At 45.4% G+C, this 22,683-nt stretch carries 21 protein-coding genes; 6 read left to right on the forward strand and 15 right to left on the reverse strand.

Annotation, left to right across the window (positions count from 1 at the left end):
* The first annotated feature begins 14 nt into the window (after positions 1-14).
* Entirely contained in the window at positions 15-473 is a 459-nt protein-coding gene (gene dut / locus H1D31_RS14555) for a dUTP diphosphatase (RefSeq protein WP_008606822.1), read from the forward strand.
* A 51-nt stretch (positions 474-524) separates the two neighbouring features.
* Positions 525-1,118, forward strand: a complete 594-nt coding sequence (slmA, locus tag H1D31_RS14560) for a nucleoid occlusion factor SlmA (RefSeq protein WP_008606820.1) — start codon at positions 525-527, stop codon at positions 1,116-1,118.
* Positions 1,119-1,279: 161 nt separating this feature from the next.
* Here the strand turns inward: slmA and H1D31_RS14565 are convergent, their stop codons facing one another.
* The 3 genes from H1D31_RS14565 to rph all read right to left on the reverse strand — a co-directional run bounded on the left by H1D31_RS14565 (position 1,280) and on the right by rph (position 3,085).
* Positions 1,280-1,651, reverse strand: a complete 372-nt coding sequence (locus H1D31_RS14565) for a diacylglycerol kinase (RefSeq protein WP_261259529.1) — start codon at positions 1,649-1,651, stop codon at positions 1,280-1,282.
* Positions 1,652-1,718: 67 nt separating this feature from the next.
* The gene (gene pyrE / locus H1D31_RS14570; RefSeq protein ID WP_008950182.1) at positions 1,719-2,363 is read right to left on the reverse strand and encodes an orotate phosphoribosyltransferase; all 645 of its coding nucleotides are present in this window, start codon (positions 2,361-2,363) and stop codon (positions 1,719-1,721) included.
* Positions 2,364-2,365: 2 nt separating this feature from the next.
* Positions 2,366-3,085 (reverse strand): ribonuclease PH, encoded by a 720-nt coding sequence (gene rph, locus H1D31_RS14575; RefSeq protein WP_008606814.1) that lies wholly within the window; start codon positions 3,083-3,085, stop codon positions 2,366-2,368.
* 211 nt (positions 3,086-3,296) lie between these two features.
* Here rph and H1D31_RS14580 point away from each other — a divergent pair, with 211 nt between their 5' ends.
* Both H1D31_RS14580 and H1D31_RS14585 read left to right on the forward strand, forming a co-directional pair.
* Complete coding sequence (locus H1D31_RS14580; RefSeq protein WP_261259531.1) at positions 3,297-4,157, forward strand: YicC/YloC family endoribonuclease; 861 nt, start codon at positions 3,297-3,299, stop codon at positions 4,155-4,157.
* Entirely contained in the window at positions 4,150-4,509 is a 360-nt protein-coding gene (locus tag H1D31_RS14585; protein WP_409976785.1) for a hypothetical protein, read from the forward strand. The genes H1D31_RS14580 and H1D31_RS14585 overlap by 8 nt, the downstream gene beginning before the upstream one ends.
* 64 nt (positions 4,510-4,573) lie before the next feature.
* Here H1D31_RS14585 and H1D31_RS14590 read toward each other — a convergent pair whose 3' ends face one another.
* The gene (locus H1D31_RS14590) at positions 4,574-4,774 is read right to left on the reverse strand and encodes a hypothetical protein (protein ID WP_261259532.1); all 201 of its coding nucleotides are present in this window, start codon (positions 4,772-4,774) and stop codon (positions 4,574-4,576) included.
* A gap of 133 nt (positions 4,775-4,907) precedes the next feature.
* Between H1D31_RS14590 and H1D31_RS14595 the strand changes: the two genes are divergently transcribed.
* A complete protein-coding gene (locus H1D31_RS14595) occupies positions 4,908-6,098 on the forward strand; it encodes an IS4 family transposase (protein WP_261255181.1) in 1,191 nt (396 codons plus the stop codon).
* Between the two features lie 30 nt (positions 6,099-6,128).
* Here H1D31_RS14595 and H1D31_RS14600 read toward each other — a convergent pair whose 3' ends face one another.
* The 11 genes from H1D31_RS14600 to H1D31_RS14650 form a co-directional block, all read right to left on the reverse strand.
* The gene (locus H1D31_RS14600) at positions 6,129-7,070 is read right to left on the reverse strand and encodes a hypothetical protein (protein ID WP_261259533.1); all 942 of its coding nucleotides are present in this window, start codon (positions 7,068-7,070) and stop codon (positions 6,129-6,131) included.
* Positions 7,071-7,145: 75 nt separating this feature from the next.
* Positions 7,146-8,438 (reverse strand): McrC family protein, encoded by a 1,293-nt coding sequence (locus tag H1D31_RS14605; protein WP_261260096.1) that lies wholly within the window; start codon positions 8,436-8,438, stop codon positions 7,146-7,148.
* Positions 8,416-11,148, reverse strand: coding sequence for an AAA family ATPase (locus H1D31_RS17330; RefSeq protein WP_314733001.1), 2,733 nt, complete (start codon positions 11,146-11,148; stop codon positions 8,416-8,418). The genes H1D31_RS14605 and H1D31_RS17330 overlap by 23 nt, the downstream gene beginning before the upstream one ends.
* 71 nt (positions 11,149-11,219) lie before the next feature.
* Entirely contained in the window at positions 11,220-12,101 is an 882-nt protein-coding gene (locus tag H1D31_RS14615; RefSeq protein ID WP_261259535.1) for a TIGR02391 family protein, read from the reverse strand.
* A 46-nt stretch (positions 12,102-12,147) separates the two neighbouring features.
* The gene (locus tag H1D31_RS14620) at positions 12,148-13,020 is read right to left on the reverse strand and encodes a hypothetical protein (RefSeq protein ID WP_261259537.1); all 873 of its coding nucleotides are present in this window, start codon (positions 13,018-13,020) and stop codon (positions 12,148-12,150) included.
* A complete protein-coding gene (locus tag H1D31_RS14625; RefSeq protein WP_261259538.1) occupies positions 13,017-14,609 on the reverse strand; it encodes an AAA family ATPase in 1,593 nt (530 codons plus the stop codon). The genes H1D31_RS14620 and H1D31_RS14625 overlap by 4 nt, the downstream gene beginning before the upstream one ends.
* Positions 14,606-16,237, reverse strand: a complete 1,632-nt coding sequence (locus H1D31_RS14630; RefSeq protein ID WP_261259539.1) for a restriction endonuclease subunit S — start codon at positions 16,235-16,237, stop codon at positions 14,606-14,608. The genes H1D31_RS14625 and H1D31_RS14630 overlap by 4 nt, the downstream gene beginning before the upstream one ends.
* Positions 16,234-17,766, reverse strand: coding sequence for a type I restriction-modification system subunit M (locus H1D31_RS14635; RefSeq protein ID WP_261259541.1), 1,533 nt, complete (start codon positions 17,764-17,766; stop codon positions 16,234-16,236). Before H1D31_RS14635 ends, H1D31_RS14630 begins: the two co-directional genes overlap by 4 nt.
* Positions 17,767-17,808: 42 nt before the next feature.
* Positions 17,809-21,246: a type I restriction-modification system endonuclease gene (gene hsdR / locus H1D31_RS14640; protein ID WP_261259542.1), complete on the reverse strand. Its 3,438-nt coding sequence runs from the start codon at positions 21,244-21,246 to the stop codon at positions 17,809-17,811.
* 239 nt (positions 21,247-21,485) lie between these two features.
* Positions 21,486-21,737, reverse strand: coding sequence for a hypothetical protein (locus H1D31_RS14645; RefSeq protein ID WP_261259544.1), 252 nt, complete (start codon positions 21,735-21,737; stop codon positions 21,486-21,488).
* Positions 21,730-22,056 (reverse strand): hypothetical protein, encoded by a 327-nt coding sequence (locus H1D31_RS14650; RefSeq protein WP_065954923.1) that lies wholly within the window; start codon positions 22,054-22,056, stop codon positions 21,730-21,732. Before H1D31_RS14650 ends, H1D31_RS14645 begins: the two co-directional genes overlap by 8 nt.
* A gap of 317 nt (positions 22,057-22,373) precedes the next feature.
* Between H1D31_RS14650 and H1D31_RS14655 the strand changes: the two genes are divergently transcribed.
* Positions 22,374-22,679, forward strand: coding sequence for a hypothetical protein (locus H1D31_RS14655; RefSeq protein ID WP_261259546.1), 306 nt, complete (start codon positions 22,374-22,376; stop codon positions 22,677-22,679).
* Positions 22,680-22,683 lie beyond the last annotated feature (4 nt).

Below are 22,683 nucleotides of genomic sequence, written 5' to 3' on the forward strand. Positions count from 1 at the left end.
AAGCAGTAAAACCGATGAAAAAAGCTATAGATCTGAAAATTCTCGACCCGCGGATCGGCCGCGACTTTCCTTTACCGGCCTATGCCACCCCCGGCTCAGCGGGCCTGGATTTACGTGCTTGTCTGGAGCAAACTCTGGTACTGGCACCGGGCCAAACCGTGCTGATCCCAACCGGTATTGCCATTCACATTGGCGATGCCAACCTGTGCGCAACCATCCTGCCGCGCTCTGGTCTGGGGCATAAACATGGCATCGTACTGGGCAATCTGGTGGGGCTGATTGATTCGGACTATCAGGGGCCCTTGATGGTGTCGATGTGGAATCGCGGCAGCGACAGCTTTAGCATTGAACCGGGCGACCGCATTGCCCAGCTGGTATTTATGCCGGTGGTACAGGCCGAATTTAATCTGGTCGAGGGCTTTGACAGCTCAGAGCGTGGTGAAGGTGGCTTTGGTCACTCTGGCAAGCAGTAAGGGCGCGAAAGCGTCCCTACTTCTGAATTAGCTAAGGATCTGAGCAGTCGCATGGCAACAATAAAAAAATCAAACCGTAAAGAAGATATCCTGCAGGCGTTAGCAGCAATGCTGCAAAGCCACAGCAATGGCCAGCGTATTACCACCGCCGCCCTGGCAGAGCAGGTTGGCGTGTCGGAAGCGGCGCTGTACCGGCATTTCCCCAGCAAGGCGCGGATGTACGAAGGGCTGATAGAATTTATTGAAGATACGCTGCTATCGCGCATTAACGCCATTACCGAAGAGCACAAGGATACCCAAACCCGTATCAGCCTGATGCTGCAGCTGGTACTGGTATTTGCCGAGCGTAACCCGGGCTTTTGCCGTATTTTGACCGGCGATGCGCTACAAGGCGAGCAAGAGCGCCTGCTGGAGCGCGTCGCGGCACTGTTTGAAAGGCTGGAGACCCAGTTTAAACAGTGTTTGCGCGAGCGCAAATTACGGGAAGGCAAAAGCTTTACTATCGATGAGGCGGAACTGGCAAACCTGCTGCTGGCCACCATAGAAGGCAAGATCAGCCAGTTTGTCCGTTCCGGCTTTAAACGCCTGCCAACCCAGTATTGGGCGGCGCAGTGGGCGTTACTCGAGCAAAGCCTGTTTGCGTAATGCTGTCTTGGTTAGTGCGGCAGTGCTAGCTAAGGCGCCCGCGACAGCACTGGCGGCGCTAGCCAAATCTAGCCCTGGCTGAACCCAAACAGAGCCCAAGCAGAACTTAAGCAGAGCGATAAATCGAACGTCAGCCTCGTTAAGCCGCGGCTATCGCAGTATCAGGCCAGTTTCTGCCACAGTGCCGCACCCCAAACCAGCGCTACTATCACTAAACTGACAAAAACTGCAGCAGAGCCCATATCCTTGGCACGGCCAGATAGCTCATGCCGCTCTAAACCTACCCGATCGGTTAATGACTCAATGGCCGAATTCAGTAACTCCACTACCAGAACCAGGCACCATACCGCCAGCAGCAGGGCAAACTGCGCTACTGAGTCTGCCAGCCAGATTGCAGCAGGAATGGAAAGCAGCGTGAGCGTCGCCTCCTGACGAAAGGCCGACTCATAGCGCCAGCTGGCACTAAAACCCTGCATTGAACAACGGGCCGCTTTAACAATGCGCCCGATGCCAGTCCCATTTGGTTTTTGCATGCTTAATCCTATTCCCTGCTAATAACAATACGGCCAGCAAAGAGCTGGCCGCAGATAAGAGATTTAATCAGGCTATACCGTACTGGGCACGGTAAGCCTTTACCGCCGCCAGATGCTCGGCCAGCTCGGGCTTGTCCGCCAGATAGCTAATTAAGTCCGGCAGGCTGATAATTGAAATCACCTTAGTGTTGAAGTCACGCTCGACTTCCTGAATTGCCGACAACTCACCCTGGCCGCGCTCCTGCCGGTCCAGTGCAATCAGCACGCCGGTCAGTTCTGCGCCCTGCGCCTGGATCAGCTGCATAGATTCGCGGATCGCCGTACCGGCAGTGATCACATCATCCACCAGCATAATACGGCCTTTTAGTGCTGCGCCGACTAAATTGCCGCCTTCACCATGGGTTTTGGCTTCTTTGCGGTTAAAGCAGTATGGCAGGTCGCGCTGATAGTGCTCGGCCAACGCCACAGCGGTGGTAGTAGCAATAGGAATGCCTTTATAAGCCGGGCCAAACAGCACATCAAATTCGATACCCGAGTCCTGCAGCGCAGCCGCATAAAAGCGGCCCAGTTTTGCCAGATCACCACCGGTATTAAATAAGCCGGCATTAAAAAAATACGGGCTAATCCGGCCAGATTTCAGCGTAAAGCTACCAAATTTCAGTACATTGCGTGATAACGCAAACTCAATAAATTCCCGTTGAAAGGCTTTCATCGTTACTCCTTCGCCAATACCCGTTTTTGCTCAGCCACGATCTCAGTAATGGCCGCCGCGCCCAGCTCCAGCATTTGCTGCATCTGCGCAAAACTAAAGGGCGCCTCTTCGGCGGTGCCCTGAATTTCAATCACTTCGCCCTGCTCGGTCATCACCAGATTCATATCGGTTTCGGCAGCCGAATCTTCAGCATAATCCAGATCAGCAACGGCTGTACCCTGATAGATCCCCACCGACACCGCCGCCACCATATAACGCAGCGGGTTCTTTTTAATCAGGCCTTTGGCCAGCATAAAGTTCAGCGCGTCGACCAGTGCCACACAGGCACCGGTAATCGAGGCGGTACGGGTACCGCCATCAGCCTGAATCACATCACAGTCGATGGTAATGGTATTTTCGCCGAGCAGGCTTAAATCGACGGCGGTGCGCAGAGCGCGGCCAATCAGGCGTTGGATTTCCATAGTGCGGCCGCCCTGCTTACCACGGGCAGCTTCCCGGTCATTGCGGCTATGCGTCGCGCGCGGCAGCATGCCGTATTCCGCGGTAATCCAACCCTGGCCCTTACCTTTTAAAAACCGTGGTACGCCTTCGGTAACACTGGCAGTACAGATCACCTTAGTATTGCCAAACTCAACTAACACTGAGCCTTCGGCATGGGCAGTGAACTGGCGGGTAAAAGCGAGTGGGCGGATTTGACTGGCGGTACGGCCACTTGGACGCATTGGGCTACTCCTGACTGATAAATTAGCCACCATTATAGGGGCTATAGCCGCTGACGGCTATCTTTGTAACAGCTGACTGCGGCTTTAAACCCGGCGCAAGGCCGTGCCTAAGGCCATGCTTAAGCGCCATTATTTACGAATTTGGCAGCATGCCCCCAAATTCGCCAAACTCAGGTATACTCCAATTTATTTGCCGTTTTGGAACCGCCTTATGATCCACAGTATGACCGCCTTCGCCCGCCACGAAACCAAAGCCAGCTGGGGCACCGCCCAGTGGGAGATCCGCTCGGTTAACCAGCGTTATTTAGAATCCTACTTTCGCTTACCCGAACAGTTCCGCGGTTTAGAAAGCCTGCTGCGCGACAAGCTGCGTAACAGCCTGCAACGCGGCAAAATTGAGGTGAATTTACGCTATCAGGCCAACCAGGCCGCCGGCGAACTGCAATTAAATGATGTGTTTGCCGAACAACTGCTGCAAAAAGCGCAGCAATTACTGCAAAAAGCACCGCAAGCGACGCTAAATATTGCCGACATTCTACGTTGGCCCGGCGTAATGGAAACACCAAGCGAAGACCTAGACACCCTGCAAGCCGAACTGCTGGCCGGTTTCGATGCCGCCTTACAAGACTTTTTAGCCGGCCGCGGCCGCGAGGGCGCCGCCATTGAAGAGATGATCCAGCAGCGTTTAACCGCCATTAGCGAGCAAGTCGCCTTTGTGCGCAGCCACCTGCCACAAGCGATGCAATGGCAACGCGACCGTATTACCAGCCGTTTAAATGAAATTAAAGCCGACCTAGACCAAGGCCGCTTAGAGCAGGAAATGGCGTTTTTAGCCTCGAAATCCGACGTCGCCGAAGAGCTGGACCGCCTCGATGCCCATATCAAAGAAACCCGCCACACCCTAAAAAAAGGCGGCGCCTGCGGCAGAAGATTAGACTTTATGATGCAGGAATTTAACCGCGAAGCGAATACACTATCCTCCAAAGCCATCAGCACTGAGATTACCAATGCAGCGGTGGAGCTTAAGGTGTTGATAGAGCAGATGCGGGAGCAGATCCAAAATATTGAATAATGCTTATTGGCATCCGTATTTATCCCCCAAATCAAGAAAAGTGATCGGCGCTAACATAGATAGCGCCGACACAACTAACCGCACCATCACCAAGCTATTCGGCCATGAAGCAGGCAAAAAGAAGCAACCACCCAACAAAATGGGCGATATACAGCACTTCTCAGTACACGACTTACGCCGCACCTGCCGCACCTTGCTGGCGCAACTAGGCGTACCAGGCTATGTCGCCGAGCGCTGTTTAAACCACAAGCTGCAGGGTGTGGAAGGGATTTATAACCAGCATGATTATTTTGATGAGAGGAAAGAGGCGCTGGCTAAGTTAGCCGAGTATCTTGCTTCAATAATAAACTGAGAAGATAAGACTTCAGCCTACACAACCTGTAGGCTGAGGCATTAACATGCAGAGTAAATATTAATTAATCTAAATAGATTGCACCTGGTATATAGCCTCCATTTTGCGCAACGGCAGATTTTATCCGCTTCAATGCCCAACCAGTTTCAATCTGAAAATAGTTGAATATATTTACAAGCTCATCAAAGATATTTTGTCTGTCAGCAATTTCCACTAATACTTTTCTCGGTGGCTTAAACCAAGCCTCATCTTCATATAAATCCACCTGCAGAAAATACCTATAAAGCTCTGAATAATAGCTGAGGTATCCCCAGAAATTCTGCATTTAAAATAAAAAGTTAGGCGATTAGGGAACATTCATGGCCGTTCCTGATCTGATCGTTCGCCAAAACTAAACCATGTCATTAACAGCCATGAATGTGAAAAGAATGCTCGCCGATTTCCTCGGATTTGTCACCCCCAAAACTATGCATAAAGCGCGATTTTCTGTCTTATTAGACGCGGTTACTGCGCTTGCTAAAGACGCGCGTTGCACTGTGACCGCCATAGGGCGCGCAATGCCAGGATCGTCCGACAAAATCAGTATCAAGCGCGCGGATAGATTACTCAGCAATGCCAATCTGCAACGGGAACTGCCTCTTATCTATGCAGCAATGACTAAGTCTGTCGTTAGCAGTAAATCGCAACCGCTCATTCTGGTTGACTGGAGCAACGCTGATACCGCGAAACGGCACTTTATACTGCGAGCCAGTATGGCCGCTGATGGCAGAGCATTGACGCTATTACAAAAAGTGGCGGCAGCAGAAGAGTATACTTGCCCACATTTGCACCGCGCGTTTTTAAAACAGCTCAAGGCCATGTTACCCAAAGACTGCAAGCCCGTTATCGTCACCGATGCTGGCTTCAAGGTGCCCTGGCTTAAACAGGTACGCCAATTAGGCTGGCATTATGTCGCCAGAGTCAGAGGCAACGTGAAACTTAAGCTTACAGAGCAAACAGAATTTATAACCGTGAATGCTCTTTATAAAAAGGCTCGCGCTACACCCAAACACGTAGGCGCAATCGTGCTGACTCAGACGCAGCAATATGAAACCCGCGCTATTCTGGTAGGTAAAGGCTATAAGCTCTTGAAGCGTGATAGAAATAAATCTTACAAAGAACCCTGGTTATTGGTGTCATCGTTACCTGAGTGTCATGACTATGCGGATAAAATCGCCAAATGCTACAGCAGCCGGATGCAAATAGAAGAAAGTTTCCGCGACCAGAAAAGCCCGCGCTATGGCTTAGGGAGTGACTTGCACGGCACCAAGTGTAAATCACGTTTGAATATATTGCTGCTATTGGCTGCACTGGCAAATTGGTTCCACTACCTGATGGGAGCCGCAGGTGAAATAGCAGGTGTGCACTTACGATATCAGGCTAACACAGTAAGAAATCGACGGGTACTTGCTCTGAACTTCCTCGGCATCCTGCTATGTAATGAACCCAAGCTCCCAATCAGCAGGCAACATTATCAGCAAGGGCTAAAGCAAATCTTGCACTGGGCTGCTCAGTGGGACTGGGCGCAAATCAAGTTGGCAAAGAGCTGATACTATGAGGTGTAAATTTGTGGGGATCCCTCAGGAATAATAGAGTTTTAACGAATAGTGCGTGAAAACTTTGGGATAAAGTGGCATAGAAAAACGTAAGCAGTCCTCATCGACTTGCGCGCCGCATACCCCCTTATTAGCGATAGGCATGGTTAACTTCTGTAGTTCTTCTGCACCAATCTCCCATACCACTTTACCAACAATCACATATTCTTTCTTAGGCAATTCCATGTAATTGATCTTGTATGACCCACCTATTATTAAATCCTTGTCAAAATCCACGAGATTGGCGTAAGTGTTTGATAAAACCAATTCTCTAAAAACACGGAGATATCGAAAAAACTTAAAAAATTGAGCCTTGTAGTTAAAACTAGAACTATGATTAAAAAGAAAACTAAAGTTAGGATTTATTTCTTTGCAAAGGCCGTTCAAAAACTCAGGATCCATATCCTTATTTTCGCTGTCACAATAAGTTTGAAAACTATCGCTCGCTAACAGTTCATTAAAATATTTTAGTTTGAATTCCAAAAATATTTTCTCGTTTTCATTTTGTACTTTTCGGTAATCTTCATTATAAATTCCAGCTGTACTCTGATAACCCGGCACCGATTGGTCGCTGAAATAACAGCAACGCATAATTTGCTTGATAAAATCCTCTGATTTAATCGCTTGAATAATCTGAAGGTAATGCAGCGCTAAGCCATTGTCTATAAACTGCTTATGAAGATTTTGAGATGACAAAAGCTCACACTCCATCCAATGCCCCTGTGAGGTGGACGGTAAACCGTAGACTTCTTTTATTTTTTCAGCTTGCTCAACAGTCAGTTGCCGGCGGCCAGCTCGCAAATCAGAAACTCTCGACGGCTCAAGATTGAGTTCATTGGCAACTACGCCAGGGCTCGATATTTGACAAGCGTGATCCACATAATACTTTGAAATTTGCTTGTTTAGCTTTTTATCAGATTGTTCCATGTAACTCTCCTTGGTTGACGAGAGCCACAATAACAAAATAACATTTACGATAAAAACGTAATTTAAGTGTAATTTTTACAATAGCTTTGGCGATGATAAAATTGCACACTCGTCTTGGTGTAAGTCATAAGGCACTACGTGCAATTTCAAACTGGCATGGTACTCAAAAGACGGTAAGGTGGCTGAGAGTGTGTGGTGCTTTGGATAAATCAAATACACCTCACCTTTGCCTTGAAGGTACTTCTCGCCATAAGCAAAAAGCTGATACATGTCAGCTTGGCTTAAATTGTATTTTTGACGTGAATTATCTTGATGTTGATCTAACAGCTTCCACTTGGTATCAATCACTGTTACAACACGATCCTGGTCATACACAACGATATCTGGTTTTAACTTAAACCACTTTTCATCATTGTGGGTAACTAGGCTGTGACTGGCGATTTGGGTTCTTAAACGCAGGCCATTAGGCATCGAGCTCGCAAGCTTTTTGGCAACGTAGCGCTCAAACAGCTGCTCCATTGGAAACAAAAAGGACAAACCTTTATGGCTACCCACCATCGCAACGGGTGATTGATAACTAAGAATTAGCTCGCACCAGGGCCTTAAAGGGCGATAATGCGCAATACTGCGATCGTCTTTCCAAGCTCTAAAATCTAGAGCAAAGTTGCTCGACTCTTTAATGTCGTGGAACACAAATAGCAGTTCCCTTGCTAACCGCTGATTTGCATGTGAGGACGACCATTTAAGTACTTGTTTCAATGCAGCATGTAATAGTCTGTTTTCAGCTCTCTCCTGGCTGTAAACATCATGAGAAACATGAAAATAATGTTGCCGGCCTGGGCGCTGGTTTATTTGCTTATCCAGCTGTAACTGCCCCTTTAGAAAGGGGGTTTGACGCTCGACACGTTGATATTCACTTCGAATACCTTGCCGAATCATCTTTACTAAGGCCTGTAAAAAGTGCCAAATCAATAGCTCATATAACGGTTGCTTCAGTACTTGCAATTGCGATTGCTCAAACTGCTGAAGCTTTAAGTTATCGACCGCCGCTAGCATTTTTAGTAGGATTTTTCGAGCTTCCGCAGGATTACAGGTATCAATAGAGGTTTTGGGCAAAATCTCAATACGTGTAAAACAAGGCGTCTCCAGAACGCCAACAAAATTTACTACTTGTAGCGCAATTGCTTTACCGTGTCGCTTAACTCTCACTAGCTCTTGCTGGCTCTCACCATTACCAACACCGTTGGTCATTAGCCAGTCAAATGCACTAGCTGGTATAGAATGGCAATCAATACTGCAGTGATCACCTCCTTTAATCAGCAGAGCAAACTCTCGAACAGTGACATTATTCACTTTCAAGTGAGTCATAAATGCCAATGTAAGCTAGCGGATCCGTCAAAGCTGCTTTATTCCGCTTATAGGGCCTTATTCCGTTTGGTGACCAGTCAACTCCCATTAACGCCAAAATCGTTTTTTCAGAGTACTTCTCATAGAAAAACTTTAAACTATTATCTTTTTTCAGATGATCACCGAGCACTTGCCCCACTCGCTCCCAGTCCTCAAAAAAATACTCTTCTAGCAGCGGTAAAATCTCTAACTCGAAAATACGTGCCAGCCGCTCGATTGTCGGTTCGCCTCGCAGCGGCATAAAAAAGCTGTGGCCAATAGTGTGCTCTCGGTCATATAGCAGCTCTATTCGTTGGTTAAGCACAAACAATAATTTCTCAAGGTCTATACCTTCACAGTCAATATCGGCTAACAATGTCGGTTTTGGCATCATCTCCACAAACTCAAAGCGACGGCGCAACGCGATATCGACCTGAGCCAGAGATTTATCAGCGGTATTCATAGTACCGATAATGTAAAGATTGGAGGGCACAGAAAAACGTTCCTTCGAATAAGGTAGCTTTACCGATAGCGCTTCATCAGCTCCTGTTCTTTTAGAAGGCTCGATTAGCGTAATCAGTTCACCGAAAATATTCGAAATATTTCCCCGGTTAATCTCGTCAATTATTAATACGCGGTTGTCAGAAAGGTTCGTACCACTTAGATCCAAACCTTGCTTAATAACAGCTTCAACTAAGGGTGCCAGCACGTTCGGATAACCATTCACAATATATTTTTCTAACGTGCTGTTACTAACCCGCTCAAAAACTTGCTTAGTTCGGATGTCGTCGATAGTTAGCATGTTGGCTTTCACTAGTGCCACTAGCTCATCAACAATCACCTTGGGCATGGGTAATACGTTACCATTTGGCTTGCGTAAGGTAATTAACTCTTCGGATAAGGATTCAACGAAATATGACGCAATCTGAGAACCAACTGAGACTTTGGCTGAACCGTCATGAACCGTACTTTCAGTTAGTAAGTCTTGCAACTTTTCTGCATCCAGCACAGGCTCACGCAGTCGATATAACGTCATTTGTGACAAGTTTTTAGTAAACAGCTCATCTACTGGCAGAGAAGGCTCGTAAACTCGATGCCAAACTACCTTACGCACTTGAGAATAACTCACATCGTCAACCAAATTCGCATCAAACTGGTAGTCGCTTACCACTTCTGCAATTGCCCTGAATTTGCGGTTTCCATCTGAGATTACAATCAAATCCCCAATAGACATCACATTTTTAAAATAGTGTACTGACGTTACGCGATAGTCATTACTTTCATTGGTGATCTCAACACCTTTACCTTTATATGTGTTGATAATTCCTTGCCGGTCAGTAACGCCAGAAAAATCGATGTCGTAACCGTAGCCAAGCAACACATAGTCACTTTCAACACATTGTTTATAAATAAAGGCATCATCACCTTGGGTATCCCCTAAAGACATTTTCCAAACCTTACGGCCTGCAATATCAATCGAGGTTTGCGATCTGGCTTGCGGCATATCTGGTCGGGCATTGCCTACTGCACACATACGTTTGAATATGCCATCTTCTATTTCATAGCTAACCTGGCCAGACTCTGTATTACTGGCCTTGAGGCCTTCAACAAAGTCTTCATAGCTAAAACTTTGATGAAATGTCACTAAGCCAATTTTATTCTTTGCCACTAACTCATCAAATCGTGCTTTTAGTTTTGTTCTATCTTTGAAGTGTTGAGATAAAAATTCAGGATCCACGATTGCTAAAGCTTCGTTTACCGTATGGTAGGTTTTTCCGGTACCCGGCGGCCCATAAAGAATTCTATTAAGGCTAACCTGGTTGGTTTTAGCTTGGCTCACCTTGTAACCCTCCTTCAGCTCTTCTACGCCAGCAGAAAGCTGCACTTCTGTATTTTTCCATCTAGACTTCAACGGTTCAACATAGTAATCCAGGTCACTGGTGCCATACTCGGCTTCAAATTGCTTCCTCAAATCCAACAGCGCTTGATCGATTTCGCATGCCGACATTTTCCCGTACTGCTTATTACTGATCTTGCCGAGGTTCAATAAGATAGAACACCGGTCAGTTTTGCTAAAAATACGTTCATTAAAGTCAGGGAAGAATAAAAACAGCAGCATATGCCGTAATTGCCGGTTTTCATTTTCAGGAATGGCTTCCAACCATTTAGCGAAATTTTGGTGATTTTGAAATAGCGCTGTTCGTTGTTGTGGTGCAAGTTTTAATAAGGCTTGGGTTATACGAATTAAGTAAACCAGCTCTCGCCAACGGCCGGTATTGTAGGCTGTGCCAGCACTGCCCACACCGGTTAATGCGGCGTCAGATAAATACAGCTCTCTATTAGTCTGGTCTATCGTATAACCACTCCAAGAGAAAACACGTTCGATGCTTTGCCGTTTGGATGCCGGTCCGGTATTGCTCGGGCATAAAAACATTAACCAAAGCATTTCTGCTGCCAGCACTTTTACTTCAGCTGATGCGTTAACCAACTGCCCTTGAAGCTTTTGCAAAAAATCTGCGTCACTCTCATCTGGGTTATCGATAAAATAGTGAACAAACTCTTCGCAGCATTCGCTTGTCCAAACCAGTTCCTCAGTAAATAAAGACTTACCTTGCAGTAAACAGCGTTGTTGAAATGCTAAGGCACTAGACAACAGGACTTCTGAATTATTTTCACCGCAAAATCTGGCCATGGGTTCCTCTTTAGCATCTTCAGCCAGGTGATACTGATTGTCCTGGCTGTGAACGTCGCTGTAATTTAAGTTTAATTAAGCTCTTCCAATTGCCGCTCTACAGCTTCGCGCTCCAGAATAAATAACTGGTTAATCAGTAAAAACTCTCTAATGGCATCTGCTGGGGTGGTTTCATTTTCTTTATGGGCACGGCTATTGCGATAAGCCATGTAAACGGCGCTAAATAGCGCAGCCCTGCCATTAGCTTCGGCTTGTGGCAGCTCTGGCCAACAAAGCGGCGCGTCTTTAGCCTGGAATGCTTGAGAAAATAACTTAGTGCCGCTTTCGCCATCGAGGCCCGTTCTTTTACGAATGGTATCTTCCAGGCGTTTATAGCAGGTCATCAGGTTTGCATCTGGGTTGTATTTTAAATTTATCGCTTGTTCCATAATGCGATTATCAACGATATGGTAAAGAACTTCCTGAGCAAACAAGCTTTTTACTAGATTGTCATCATAAGTACGATGGTCGTCTCTTAGTAAAATAAAATCGCAATATCGGGTTGGCTGAACTGGGCGCTGAGCTTCGAGCATTTCTAGGTCTGCTTGTATTAGACAGGAACGATCAATTCTTTGAATAAAATTTTTATCAACGGCATATTCTTCAATATCGATATTGTGGCGAATTAGAATTTGCAGCGCACTAGATAACCCGCGAGGGCCTTCACCGCCATAGCCGGATGCAAAACCAGATTTTATCGCGATAGGGTCGCCAAATTCAGTGAATAATAAAAAGCAGTGGGTGCCACAACCAGATTTAGTTTCAAAGTCGGAAAGTAGATAAGCTTTTTCAATTTTATCGCCCGCTTGAATGGCCATAGTTAATGCCCGTAAACAGCGAGCTGTAATACCAGAGGTGCCGTAATACTCAATACCTGCGAGGTCTTTTATTTTAAGCTTTTGGTCTATAAACATGCTTATTAACTCTAAGATACTGATGTTGCGACAATGCTGCGTCGGTTTAAGGTGTTAAATCTAAACGCGGCAATACATTAGCCATCCATGGTTCTGCCTGCTTAGTTTTAACCAATGACACTGCAGCAGCGGAAAAAGGAGATTTTCGTTCGCATTTTTTAACAATGCTATTTTCAGCATCGATTAAAGCCTGAGCCATTGTTGCTTTAATTTCAGGAGCAAAATCCCAAGTAAGCTGCAGAAGATTAAGATCTTTAATTAACTCATTTAGCACTTGTGTTCGAGCATCGACTATCGATTTTTCATTGAGGTTGTAATACTTTTTACTTAATTGAAAACGCCTAAATGCTTTTGGGTTCTGTTGTTCGCTAAAGCGCGGTACAGCCATTCCAATCGTGATGTCGAAAGCAATCAACTGAACGTCATTAATGTTACAAGGATCTAGAAAAGATATGTCTTCATCTAAATAAGGGCAAGCTGGTGTCCAGGCACGTGTTCTTTCATCCTCTAACGGAAAAAACTCTTGTTTACCGCCAGCACCATTGGCTCTATTACTAAAAATACATGAATACCTATAGTTCAATGGATCATAGACTAACCACCAATAGCTAGCGTACTCAACATCGCCAGCGGCATTTATACGAGCAACATTTTTACCAAGTTGATTTTTAACAGCATTTTTTGGTCTAAAATGATCGACATCATTAGTAGTTCCGACTCTTGCAGCTTCGGTGTACCAACACTTGTCACCAAAAGCACGGGCAAAATTTACTTTAAAGTCTTTCCAAGGGTTTTTTAACTTTGTGATCTCGGCAGACTTATCATGGGCAGCTGCAACACGAGCCAACCACTGAGCGCTTTTGGCATCCCAACCAAGCGGCTTACATGCAGGGATTAAAACGGGGTCAATAAACCTCAAACTGAAAAACCCCGCTCTTTAAGAATTCGTCTTACCATTTGCAAGCGTACTTCTGTCGTATCGATAGATTTCAACTCCATATCTTGCAAAGCCTTTTTCCGCTCAATAAGAAACTGCCGATAATCTTCATCAGGATGCGTATAGCCATAACCTAATCGCTCTAATGACGAATTCAGCTTCCTTAGCTCAATCTTGTCTTCCTCGCTGAGCATGTCTTTTTCTAAAAGCGTGCGGCGATCCTCAATCACTTTACTGGTGCGTTGATCAAGCGTTGTTGCCATACCGAACATATCACTAGTCAATATACCGTTTACGCCCATACCTATCGGGCTTTCAGCCGGTTTTTCCGCGTAGGAAAGGCCGTTAGTATCGCGATGTAATACTTGAATTTGATCTTTTGTGAGCTCCGCTATAGCAAGCGGGTGATGTGTCACCATAACAATATGGCAATGACTTTTATTCGGAATAAACCGATTCAAAAATGCATGGTATTTAGCTGCCCAAGCCGGATTTAGGTGAGTGTCTGGTTCATCAAGTAAAAACAGCGAATCAGACTCGGCAGTAAATTGCAGCAAACCAAAAACGGTTAAAAGCTGTTGCTCGCCTTCACTTAACTCACTAAAGCTAACTATCTCATCGTTATTAAGTACAACTTTTACATGCACGCTGGAAATCAATTCTGAGAGTAGAGTGCTTTCCAACATTTTAAAGAAGTTTTTCGGGCCGAGGCCTTTAGCGGTTGCGTTTAATGCAGTAATGTCTGGTAAGTACAGATGAACAAAGTCATTAGGTTTTCCTTTACCAGTCAAAGAGGTTGTTTCCTCTCGCGTTGTTCTAACTAAACCAAATGTTTGTGGTAGCAAGCGATCCAGAAACTGCCGAACTACACCATCAGCTCCCCAAAAGGCATCCGTTTTGCTTCGTTCCCATGATGGTTTTCTAAAAACGAAATGTGCCGAATGAAACCGCTTAATACTGAGTTGAGTTTCGAGAAACTTCCGCCCGATATCACTTTGCCCGCTAAGAAAAAATGCCAATAACACGAACTGACTGTGGTAGGGTTTAGCATAAAACAGCGGCCGAACCTCATCTTCTATCTTGACTCTATTTTTTAGTAATTTGCTATAAAAATTGGTTCGATGCTTTACAAATAAGTCTTCAAGACGGTCACTATGTCCTGAATAATAAGCAAAAAGGTGTTTAGGTAAATACGGAGATGCGCCTTTTTTATCACGCTGCACTTTTGCCAGAGAAACTTTACTCCACATCGGCATGGCATGCTCGTCGTGCTTTTCAGTTACTTCTATTTGATGCTGTGATCTTGGCGTGATGCCGCGGGCGGGGTCGGCATCAACTTTAACCCAAATGCGATTTTCGGCACCCAGAGAGTAAATTAGCTCATAACTAAAAGGTGCCTGTTCACCTAAGTCCAGAGCACGAAATATTTTTACCAGCGCTTCTATGATGTTTGACTTACCCGAACCATTGCGCCCTACCAATACTGTTAACAGGTGTTCCTCATCAAAATCCACTGTCAAATTACTGATATTTTTAAAACCCGAGCGAATGGTCAGATAATCTAACTTCATCTTTTAACAGCCTTAAAAGCACAAGCTTCACCAGCGCCAATTTTTATAATCAAATTGCTATCAAGCAACTGTTTTAATTCGGTGAAAAGAGCATCGACCTGTTCAAATGTTTTTTCTGACAACTGATCTATGATCTGCTGTACGGTTAACTCACCTTTCGAATTTTTCAACAATGACAAGATGTCACTTTGTGGCTGATCTAATTCAGCAGAGGGCTCAGCTGAATGAACTGCCGGATTTTTCGCTCTTTTACTTGTGTTACGAGGCTTCTTGACCGACTTTGGAGTATCGAGTTGCTGTTGCTTAATTCGCTCTAATAACTTATCTGCGGGTTCATCTGCAGCATTTTGCTCGACTAATTCACCACGAAAAGCTTTGGCTAAAACAGTCTGAGTTAATCTATCAAATCGACGTTTTGCGTCTAAATATTGGCGCTCGAATAACGCCGCATGTGAGAATAACTCACTCACTCTTCTAACTATCTCTAATTGCTCGTCTATTGCCGGCAAATCAAATTCATACGCTTGTAGCTTTTTAGCATTAATGTTTGATTGGCTGACGCCATCAGTTTTTACTTGCCAGCAATAATCACGGGCATGCGGGCTATTCAACTGAATATTCAAAAACTCAGTATTTAGCCGCTCACTACCTTTAACACGAATTAAATAGCCAGCATAAATCGCCTTTCTCTCACCGCGATAAATCGAAGTCTTTCCTACCAATTCAGGGCTATTTGTGCGGTTAAACAACACATCACCGTTCTCTAGCAGATACTTTTCTATTTCAGCTTTGTCCGAGGTATAAACTAAATCTCCCCAATCGAGCTGCCCTCCCTGCAAATTACCCATTCGTAATACAGGGATATCACCCTCTGGTTGAGATTTAGCTGAAGAACCATAATTAAAACCTTTACCGACATCTGCTAACGCAACAGTTGGCCAGTTATGGTCGGCACCGCCACGCCATTCCCTAGTCAACTCGCCCGACGTCGCGGCTGCAAGCACGGATTGGCGGAAGCGTTTTAGAACGCCGGGGATTTTTTCCAGGCGCGCTTGAGCGCGGTCGACTTTGGCCAGAATAGAATCAAGCTTATCTGCTATACGTTTTTGTTCATTTAGTGGGGCAAGCGGAACCTTTATCTGGTTATATTCTTTAAATTTCAAATTCCGTAAGTTATTGCTCCCACCTTGATATTTGGTGACTTCACCTGACAGATAAAACGAATGGAGATAATAGTTTAAGTAGCTTGAACTAACTGATGAAAACGGCCTCGCCAAACGAATAAAATTCGTACACACCTTCGGGTAATCTTTATTAATATCAATGGCGCATTCATCAATTAAAACAGTTCGTCCGACAGGTTGGTCAGGCCCTCCACCCGATATTTCAATTAAAATATCACCGATTTCAAGGGCTCTTTTCTCTAAGCTAGACTTCCGTATTTTTCTGGGGACACTTGAAGAACCTTTTTCCTTATTCCAAAGCTTAAACTCGGTTCCTCTAATGCAGTATACTTCAACGTAGTCATCGTCATTGAATGTCGTATCCTCCCCCCAATCACCACCTAAAACAAACTCAAATAAATTTGCAAGCTCTGTTGAAGCCCAACCTTTTGGCAACTCGCTCACAGCACCACCTCTTCAGACTCTTCGGCGGCACCCAACTCTACTAGAATCGCTTTTAACTCCAGCATGGCGCCGGCCATTTCCTCAAGTGCTTCGTTAATCAGCACATCTGGCTCTGGCAAGTTATTGCTATCTTCAGTGCTGTCGTCACGGATCCAGGCTAAATCTAGTGAGTCGTCTTTTTTAGCAATTTCTTCGCGGCTAAAACAGCGCAGGCGGCAAGTGTCGACACTACCTATTTCACTGCCATTTTTATGTTTTTCAATAAAGGCATGGCGTGCCGCTTCATCAACTTTAGTTAGGTCGTGCCCTACTGCTTCATAGAACTCGTCAAAATGCTTCTTGGTTAAAACCGTACGTTTACCAAATTGCGGCATATTTGCCCGAAGATCGTACACCCATACATTTTTGGTGTTGCCTTTGTCTTTATTAATGTCTGTTGACTTATTGAAAAACAGCACATTGGTTTTAACGCCAGCAGCGTAAAAGATACCGGTTGGCAAACGCAGGATGGTGTGCAGGTTACATTTATCCATTAAATCGTTACGAATTGTACGACCTATCGTGCCTTCAAAAAGCACGTTATCAGGCAGCACTACGGCAGCTCTTCCGCCAGGTTTTAGCATAACGTGATACATAGCATGTAAAAATGCCAATTGCTTATTACTGGTGTAATGCACCAGGTCGTCGCGTGTCGGCACACCACCACCTTGTTTGGTACCAAATGGTGGGTTAGCCAGGATCAGGCTGGCTGGCTTCAAAGCTTTACCTTCGTTTGACAAGGTATCACCGTAAAGCACACCTGAATTTTCATCATCAACTGCTAAGTCGTGTAGCATCAGGTTCATCATGGCCAGACGGCGAGTATCAGGCACTAATTCCATGCCAAAGAAAGTTTTATGCTGGTAGTTGTCGTAATCGTCGTCATCCAGCCCTTTTACATCGAAGTTCTTTTCAATATATTGATGCGCTGCAATTAAGAAACCGCCGGTACCTGCTGTTGGGTCAACAATAACATCACCCGGCTGCTTTTTGCGTTTGTCTTTTGGTGTTGGCTTCATCAACTCAACCATTACCTCAATCAACACCCTCGGAGTAAAGTATTGGCCAGCACCAGACTTTTTCTCGGTAGCGTTAATTTCCAGCAAGCCCTCGTACATATCGCCCAAGCCTTCTTGCTTAGCCGAGTACCAATCTAGCTTGTCTATCTCTGTTACTAATTTAGTGAGCGTTGCTGGTTTACGAATGCAAGTAGAAGCATTGTTGAAAATGGCTTTGGTAATAAGCGAGCCGTGCGAGCCTAAATGAACCAGTAGCTTTTTGTATTCTTCAAGCCGTGTCGCGGCATTAAATTTTTCGATATCTTTCCAGCGATACCCTTCCGGGATCAGCTCTTCCTGGCCGGTTTCTTCTACCATCTTCAAAAAAACGAGAAAGGTCAGCTCGTTAAGGTATTCATGGTAGGTAACGCCATCGTCACGTAACAGGTGACATAGGCCCCATAGTTTGTTGATTAAATCTTGTGTGCTCATAATTCTGCTTAGGCCATGTAATTTTTTGGGTAGTGTAACCGATTATGCGGTTGCCTGACGGTCATCATCCGACCAAATAGCACGGTTGAATTGTGCAAGCACATCCACAACTGGTTGGTCGAAAAGTTTATTTGCGCGCTGAATACCGCCAAGACGCTGCTTAAAAATACCTTGATCCAGATTCGTCGCATCGACAACGATATTGGCTTTGAGTTGTGCTGCGATAGTTTCTAGCCAGTCTCGTTGTGGTGTTTTCCAAACGCGACTGGTCAGTATTTTCTGCAAGGCGTTATCAACACGTTGCTCATAGGGTATTAGCGCCTCGCCGATAGCGGCTTGCCTTATAAAACCAATAATGCGAGCAGCGATATCTTCGTTTTTCACCTCTTTCCAAGCGACTTTTAAGTCCTCTTCCCTAAACTCGTTTTTCTCGAGTTCAACAACGAGCTGTTTAAGGTCACTACGCGTTAACTCCCACGGTTTTTGAATAACCGTCTTTAACGCCACCATCCTGTTGCTGTTTGCATTCACAAAGGCTGCGAATGATGACAAGTAATCTTCTGGTCTCTGACCGCTACCATAGCCGGTTGATGTGCCAGTAACTTCGTCCGGTTTGTCTGATAGCACGATTTTATTTCGGCCATTGCCGCCCTGCACTTTCATATCCAGAAGTTCACCCAGGCCAGGATGACTAACAAACCATTTCGCCACGTCTTCAGTTTTCATCGCTTTGAGTTCTTTAGCGAAATCTTTTGGTGGCTTGCCAACGATACGCTCAAACTCATCCTGCTGAATTGGCGTTAAGTAGTTTTTTTTGCTTTGTAGCTTGGCAAGAAATTGATCTTTCGCCAGCTTTTGCAGTTTGATGTCGGCCCCTTGGGTTATTTCGCTTTCCAGCTCAGTGAAAGTAATATCCACTTTGGTGACCACGGGCTTCATGGTGTTTACTTTTTCAAGCTGCTTGTAGATATCTACTGCATCAAAAATACGGAAACGTTCTTTGCTTATCGCATCGCATTTTCGCGTTGCACGCCCCAGCATTTGCTCAAACAAGATACGGCTATTAACACGCCGTAAAAACACCAAGTTGCAGACTTTCGGTACATCGACACCGGTAGTCAGCAGATCTACCGTTACCGCGATATTGGGCAGGCGGTCATTCTTGTACAGGCGGATTTTCTCAAGTGGCTTATCTGAAGCACCGGTGATTTTTTGGATGGCGTCGTCTTCTACTTCGCCATGGTAATCTTCACAGGCTTGTTTTAATGCTTCTACGACTTCATCGGCGTGGCGATCTGTAACGCAGAAGATCAGGGACTTTTCCTGTGAGTAAGGGTTTAACGAGTCGCTTTCGATCAGCCATTTGCAAACCACTTTGGTGAATTCTGGCGCAATCACCTTTCTGTTGAAGTCGGATACATCGAAATCCAGTTCATCTGGGGTATGGATAAGATCAAGCTGCTGAGTCTGAGGGTCGTAAACCTTAACCTCTTCATTAACTTGGTAATTGATGCCGTCGGTGTTCAATTTGGTGTGGATACGCACTGGCGGTAAATGGTCGACTAGGTGGCCGTCAATCACCGCTTCGGTATAGCTATAGGAGTATATAGGCTCGCCAAAAATCTGTACGGTGTGAATTGCGGGTGTCGCGGTGAGGCCAACCTTAAAAGCATCAAAGTATTCGATAACTGCCCGGTACTTTGACATGTAGTCTTTTTGATCGCGGAATTTGATCTCGGTATCGCTTAGCTCACGATCAAGCAAGTAACCACGGTGGCATTCGTCGACCACAATACAATCGTATTGCCCAACACCTGGTTTTGCGCCATTTTCCGAAGGGTACATAATACGTTTGACCAAGCCCTGCACTGTCGCAACATGAACTTTGGTGTCATCATTCGGTACCGCTTGCGACGCTTTATCGGGTTCCATTCCCATCACTTCAAAGATATCGGCAAAGGTATTGAGGTTTTCCATTCTCACTTCACCAAAATCGGTTGATGCCTGAACGCCCAAGGCGCTGCGGTCTACCAAGAACAGAATGCGACGGAAGCGTTGTGCTTTTAATAGCCGGTAAACTAAGGCGATACAGGTTTTTGTTTTACCTGTACCTGTTGCCATGGCTACCAAGGCTTTGTCCTTACCCTCTTTAATGGCCTGCTCGACTGAGAGAATGGCCTCTTTTTGATAATCACGCAGTTCTAGCTCGTACTCGAACCCCATATCGTCCAACTCAGCGTTGGCTTGCTGCGGCGTTTGACGTAGGTAATCTTTCAATTCAGCGGGTGTATACCAGCCTTGTAGCGCTTTTCTTCGATTGGTGCTGTCTCTGACATCTAAAAACCAAATACCACTTTCTTGTTCCAGTTGCTTTAAATACGCCCGGCCGTTAGTGGCAAATACCACCGGAACCGAATATTCGCTATGTTTAGATACCTCAACATCACTTGGTAGATTCTGGATACCTTTGGCATAGCGTTTTGCCTGGTCGATAGCCCCATAAACATTCTTCGCAGATTTTTTCGCTTCGATGGTTGCTACCAGTGTCATCCCCATGAACAGAGCATAATCAGCCGGGCCAGACTTTGTTGGCCATTCAGCTATTGCTCGATTCTTATTTGGTTCTGGCCTTGTCCCTTTGGAAAATCTGAGGTTCTCAGTGTCAGCTTCCCACCCGGCATTAACTAATTGCTGGTCGATAATGACGCGCGTTTCCGCTTCGTCCATCTCAAATGGCGATTTTTCAATGCGCTGAATTTCTAATGCTTGATCTTGTTTAGATTTAGCTTGGAAGGTTTGAAGGTAGAGGGTGTTTGCTTCATCCATCTTGCGGCGATATGTAGACAAGGTTTTTTCTTGGTCTTCTGCCAGCGCTTCCCATATCGCCTTTTCTTCAGCCATTTTTTCAGCACGTTGCTTCTCAGCTTCTGCCTTATCCGCTTCGACTTTGCTGAGTTCTTCTACCGCTTTGATTCGATCTTGCGTGCGTTGAGATTCAACCTTTAATCTCTCAACTTGCTCTTCTAGCTGGCGAACATAGTCTGACGGATCTTCTGGTTTTACGAACTTTAAGATCTTAAAACCTTTTGCGTCGTCGCCACCGAAGGTAATGTGGAACCACATGGAAAGCGCATGGCCAACCATCAGTGCTTTGAGCGCATCTCTGTGGGTACTACTGTCAAAAACGTGTGTTGCGCTATTGCCTAGTTTGCGGATGGTGTGGAAAGCATCTCTAACGTTATCATCCAGGCGGAGAACGTAGTCTAGTTCTTTAAGAAGGTCGATTTGCTTGACCTCAACACCGCACTCGATACCCACCCGCGAAGCGATGGTCTGAGCAATGGCCTCGCCAAGCTGACGCATGTTCACTAACGTCGTATTTGGGAACGGAACAAAGTTTCGTTCCGCACTCTCGGCGAGCTTAAATAGCCATTCGTGGTGCTTTTTTAGAAATTCGAAGTTACTGATATTGCTTCCCATCAATAGCCGCTTCCATTTGTAAAATCTAAACTTTAGCTTTGTAACTAAGATAACAACATTTGATAGGTAAGGCTATAAGTTGAAAGAACGATTAGCCTTTAATATCAATAACCAAACGAATCTCGAAGATAGCCAAGCTTTGCTATTAAACTCAATCACTTCTATGCAGCTAAGAAAGCTCAATCTGTCTTAAATAAGGTACACAGAAAACCAAGATATAACCCCAAACTGGCAATGTACTAATCTTTACCGCCAAACCTTGAAACTAAATACGCTGACCGCTCATGCTCAGTATTGAACTCAAGCACCTTGATAAAGTCCATGCCATCCAGCTCTTCAGGTGGTAGCAGACTGGCAATGCTACTTTCATCAATGACTACTCCGTATTTACCATTGTTCTCTTGGGTGTACACAGCTCCGCCTTCAAAGCGTTTAAACAGTGTTAATCCAGCCATGTCGTCAATAGAATGATTTGCAGTTTTATTATTCATCAGAAACTTGATACAACCGATTAAACGCTGGCTCTTCAAAATAAGCATAATCGCCCAGCTGCAACGCTTGCTGGCGGCGCGCCTGGGCTGAGGGTTTGCGTTCGGCAATGCTGATCCCAAATACCTCTAGATGTACCTTTTCCATTAGTTGTTGCACTTGTTGGCGACTGCATAGCTGTAATAGCTCACCGGCATGAATAAAGCCCTGCGCGCGTAAGCGCTGCTCGCTGTTATCTTTGCCCGCTTTACTGGCCTGAAACAGATCGCGAAATTGCGCTTCTAAGGTTATTAAGAATAAGTCTTGCTGTAGCATGCTCATTTCAGTCTCCTTTGGTAGTTGGCATCCTTGCCGTTTTGTCGCTTAGCATCCAAGCAAATAGCATCCTTGCTAATAGCTTCCTTAAAAAAAACATCCTTGCCAATAGCATCCTGCTAGCTTGTCCATACACTGTCATGGTTAGCGACATGTCATCCTTGAATGAGCATCTTAAGCTGTTTCTTTTTTCACGCCATACTGTGCAGGCACTCAGTGTATGATTTTCAGGCAGATGTTTTTTGGCGTTTGCGCCAACCCCTTTAAGACGTTCGCGCACTGGCTTAGAGTTGACGCAACACTCAACTTAATTCGAGCTAATCATGAACAACCAGCACATTCGCGCTGAGGATTTACCCCGGCTAACCCGCTTACAAGAGCTGTGTAAAACTCTCAATGCTATAGAGCATTTAGCCAAAGCTAAGCAAGATAAAGTGGTGTATGCTGGGCGCATTTGGCGCTATGCCGATTTGGTTTATTTGGCTTATGAGTATTATGTGCTGGCTATTCCTTATGGCTTAAAGATTGATAACTTCAGTAAGTGGTTAGCGGCAGAACAAGCTATTTTAAAGCAGTTTAATTTACCCTGGCCGGTTGCCACCTTAAATGCAGCAACGGATAACGCCTAAAACG

Origin of the sequence: Alishewanella sp. BS5-314 (genome assembly GCF_025377695.1) — a bacterium.
Taxonomy (GTDB): domain Bacteria; phylum Pseudomonadota; class Gammaproteobacteria; order Enterobacterales; family Alteromonadaceae; genus Alishewanella; species Alishewanella aestuarii.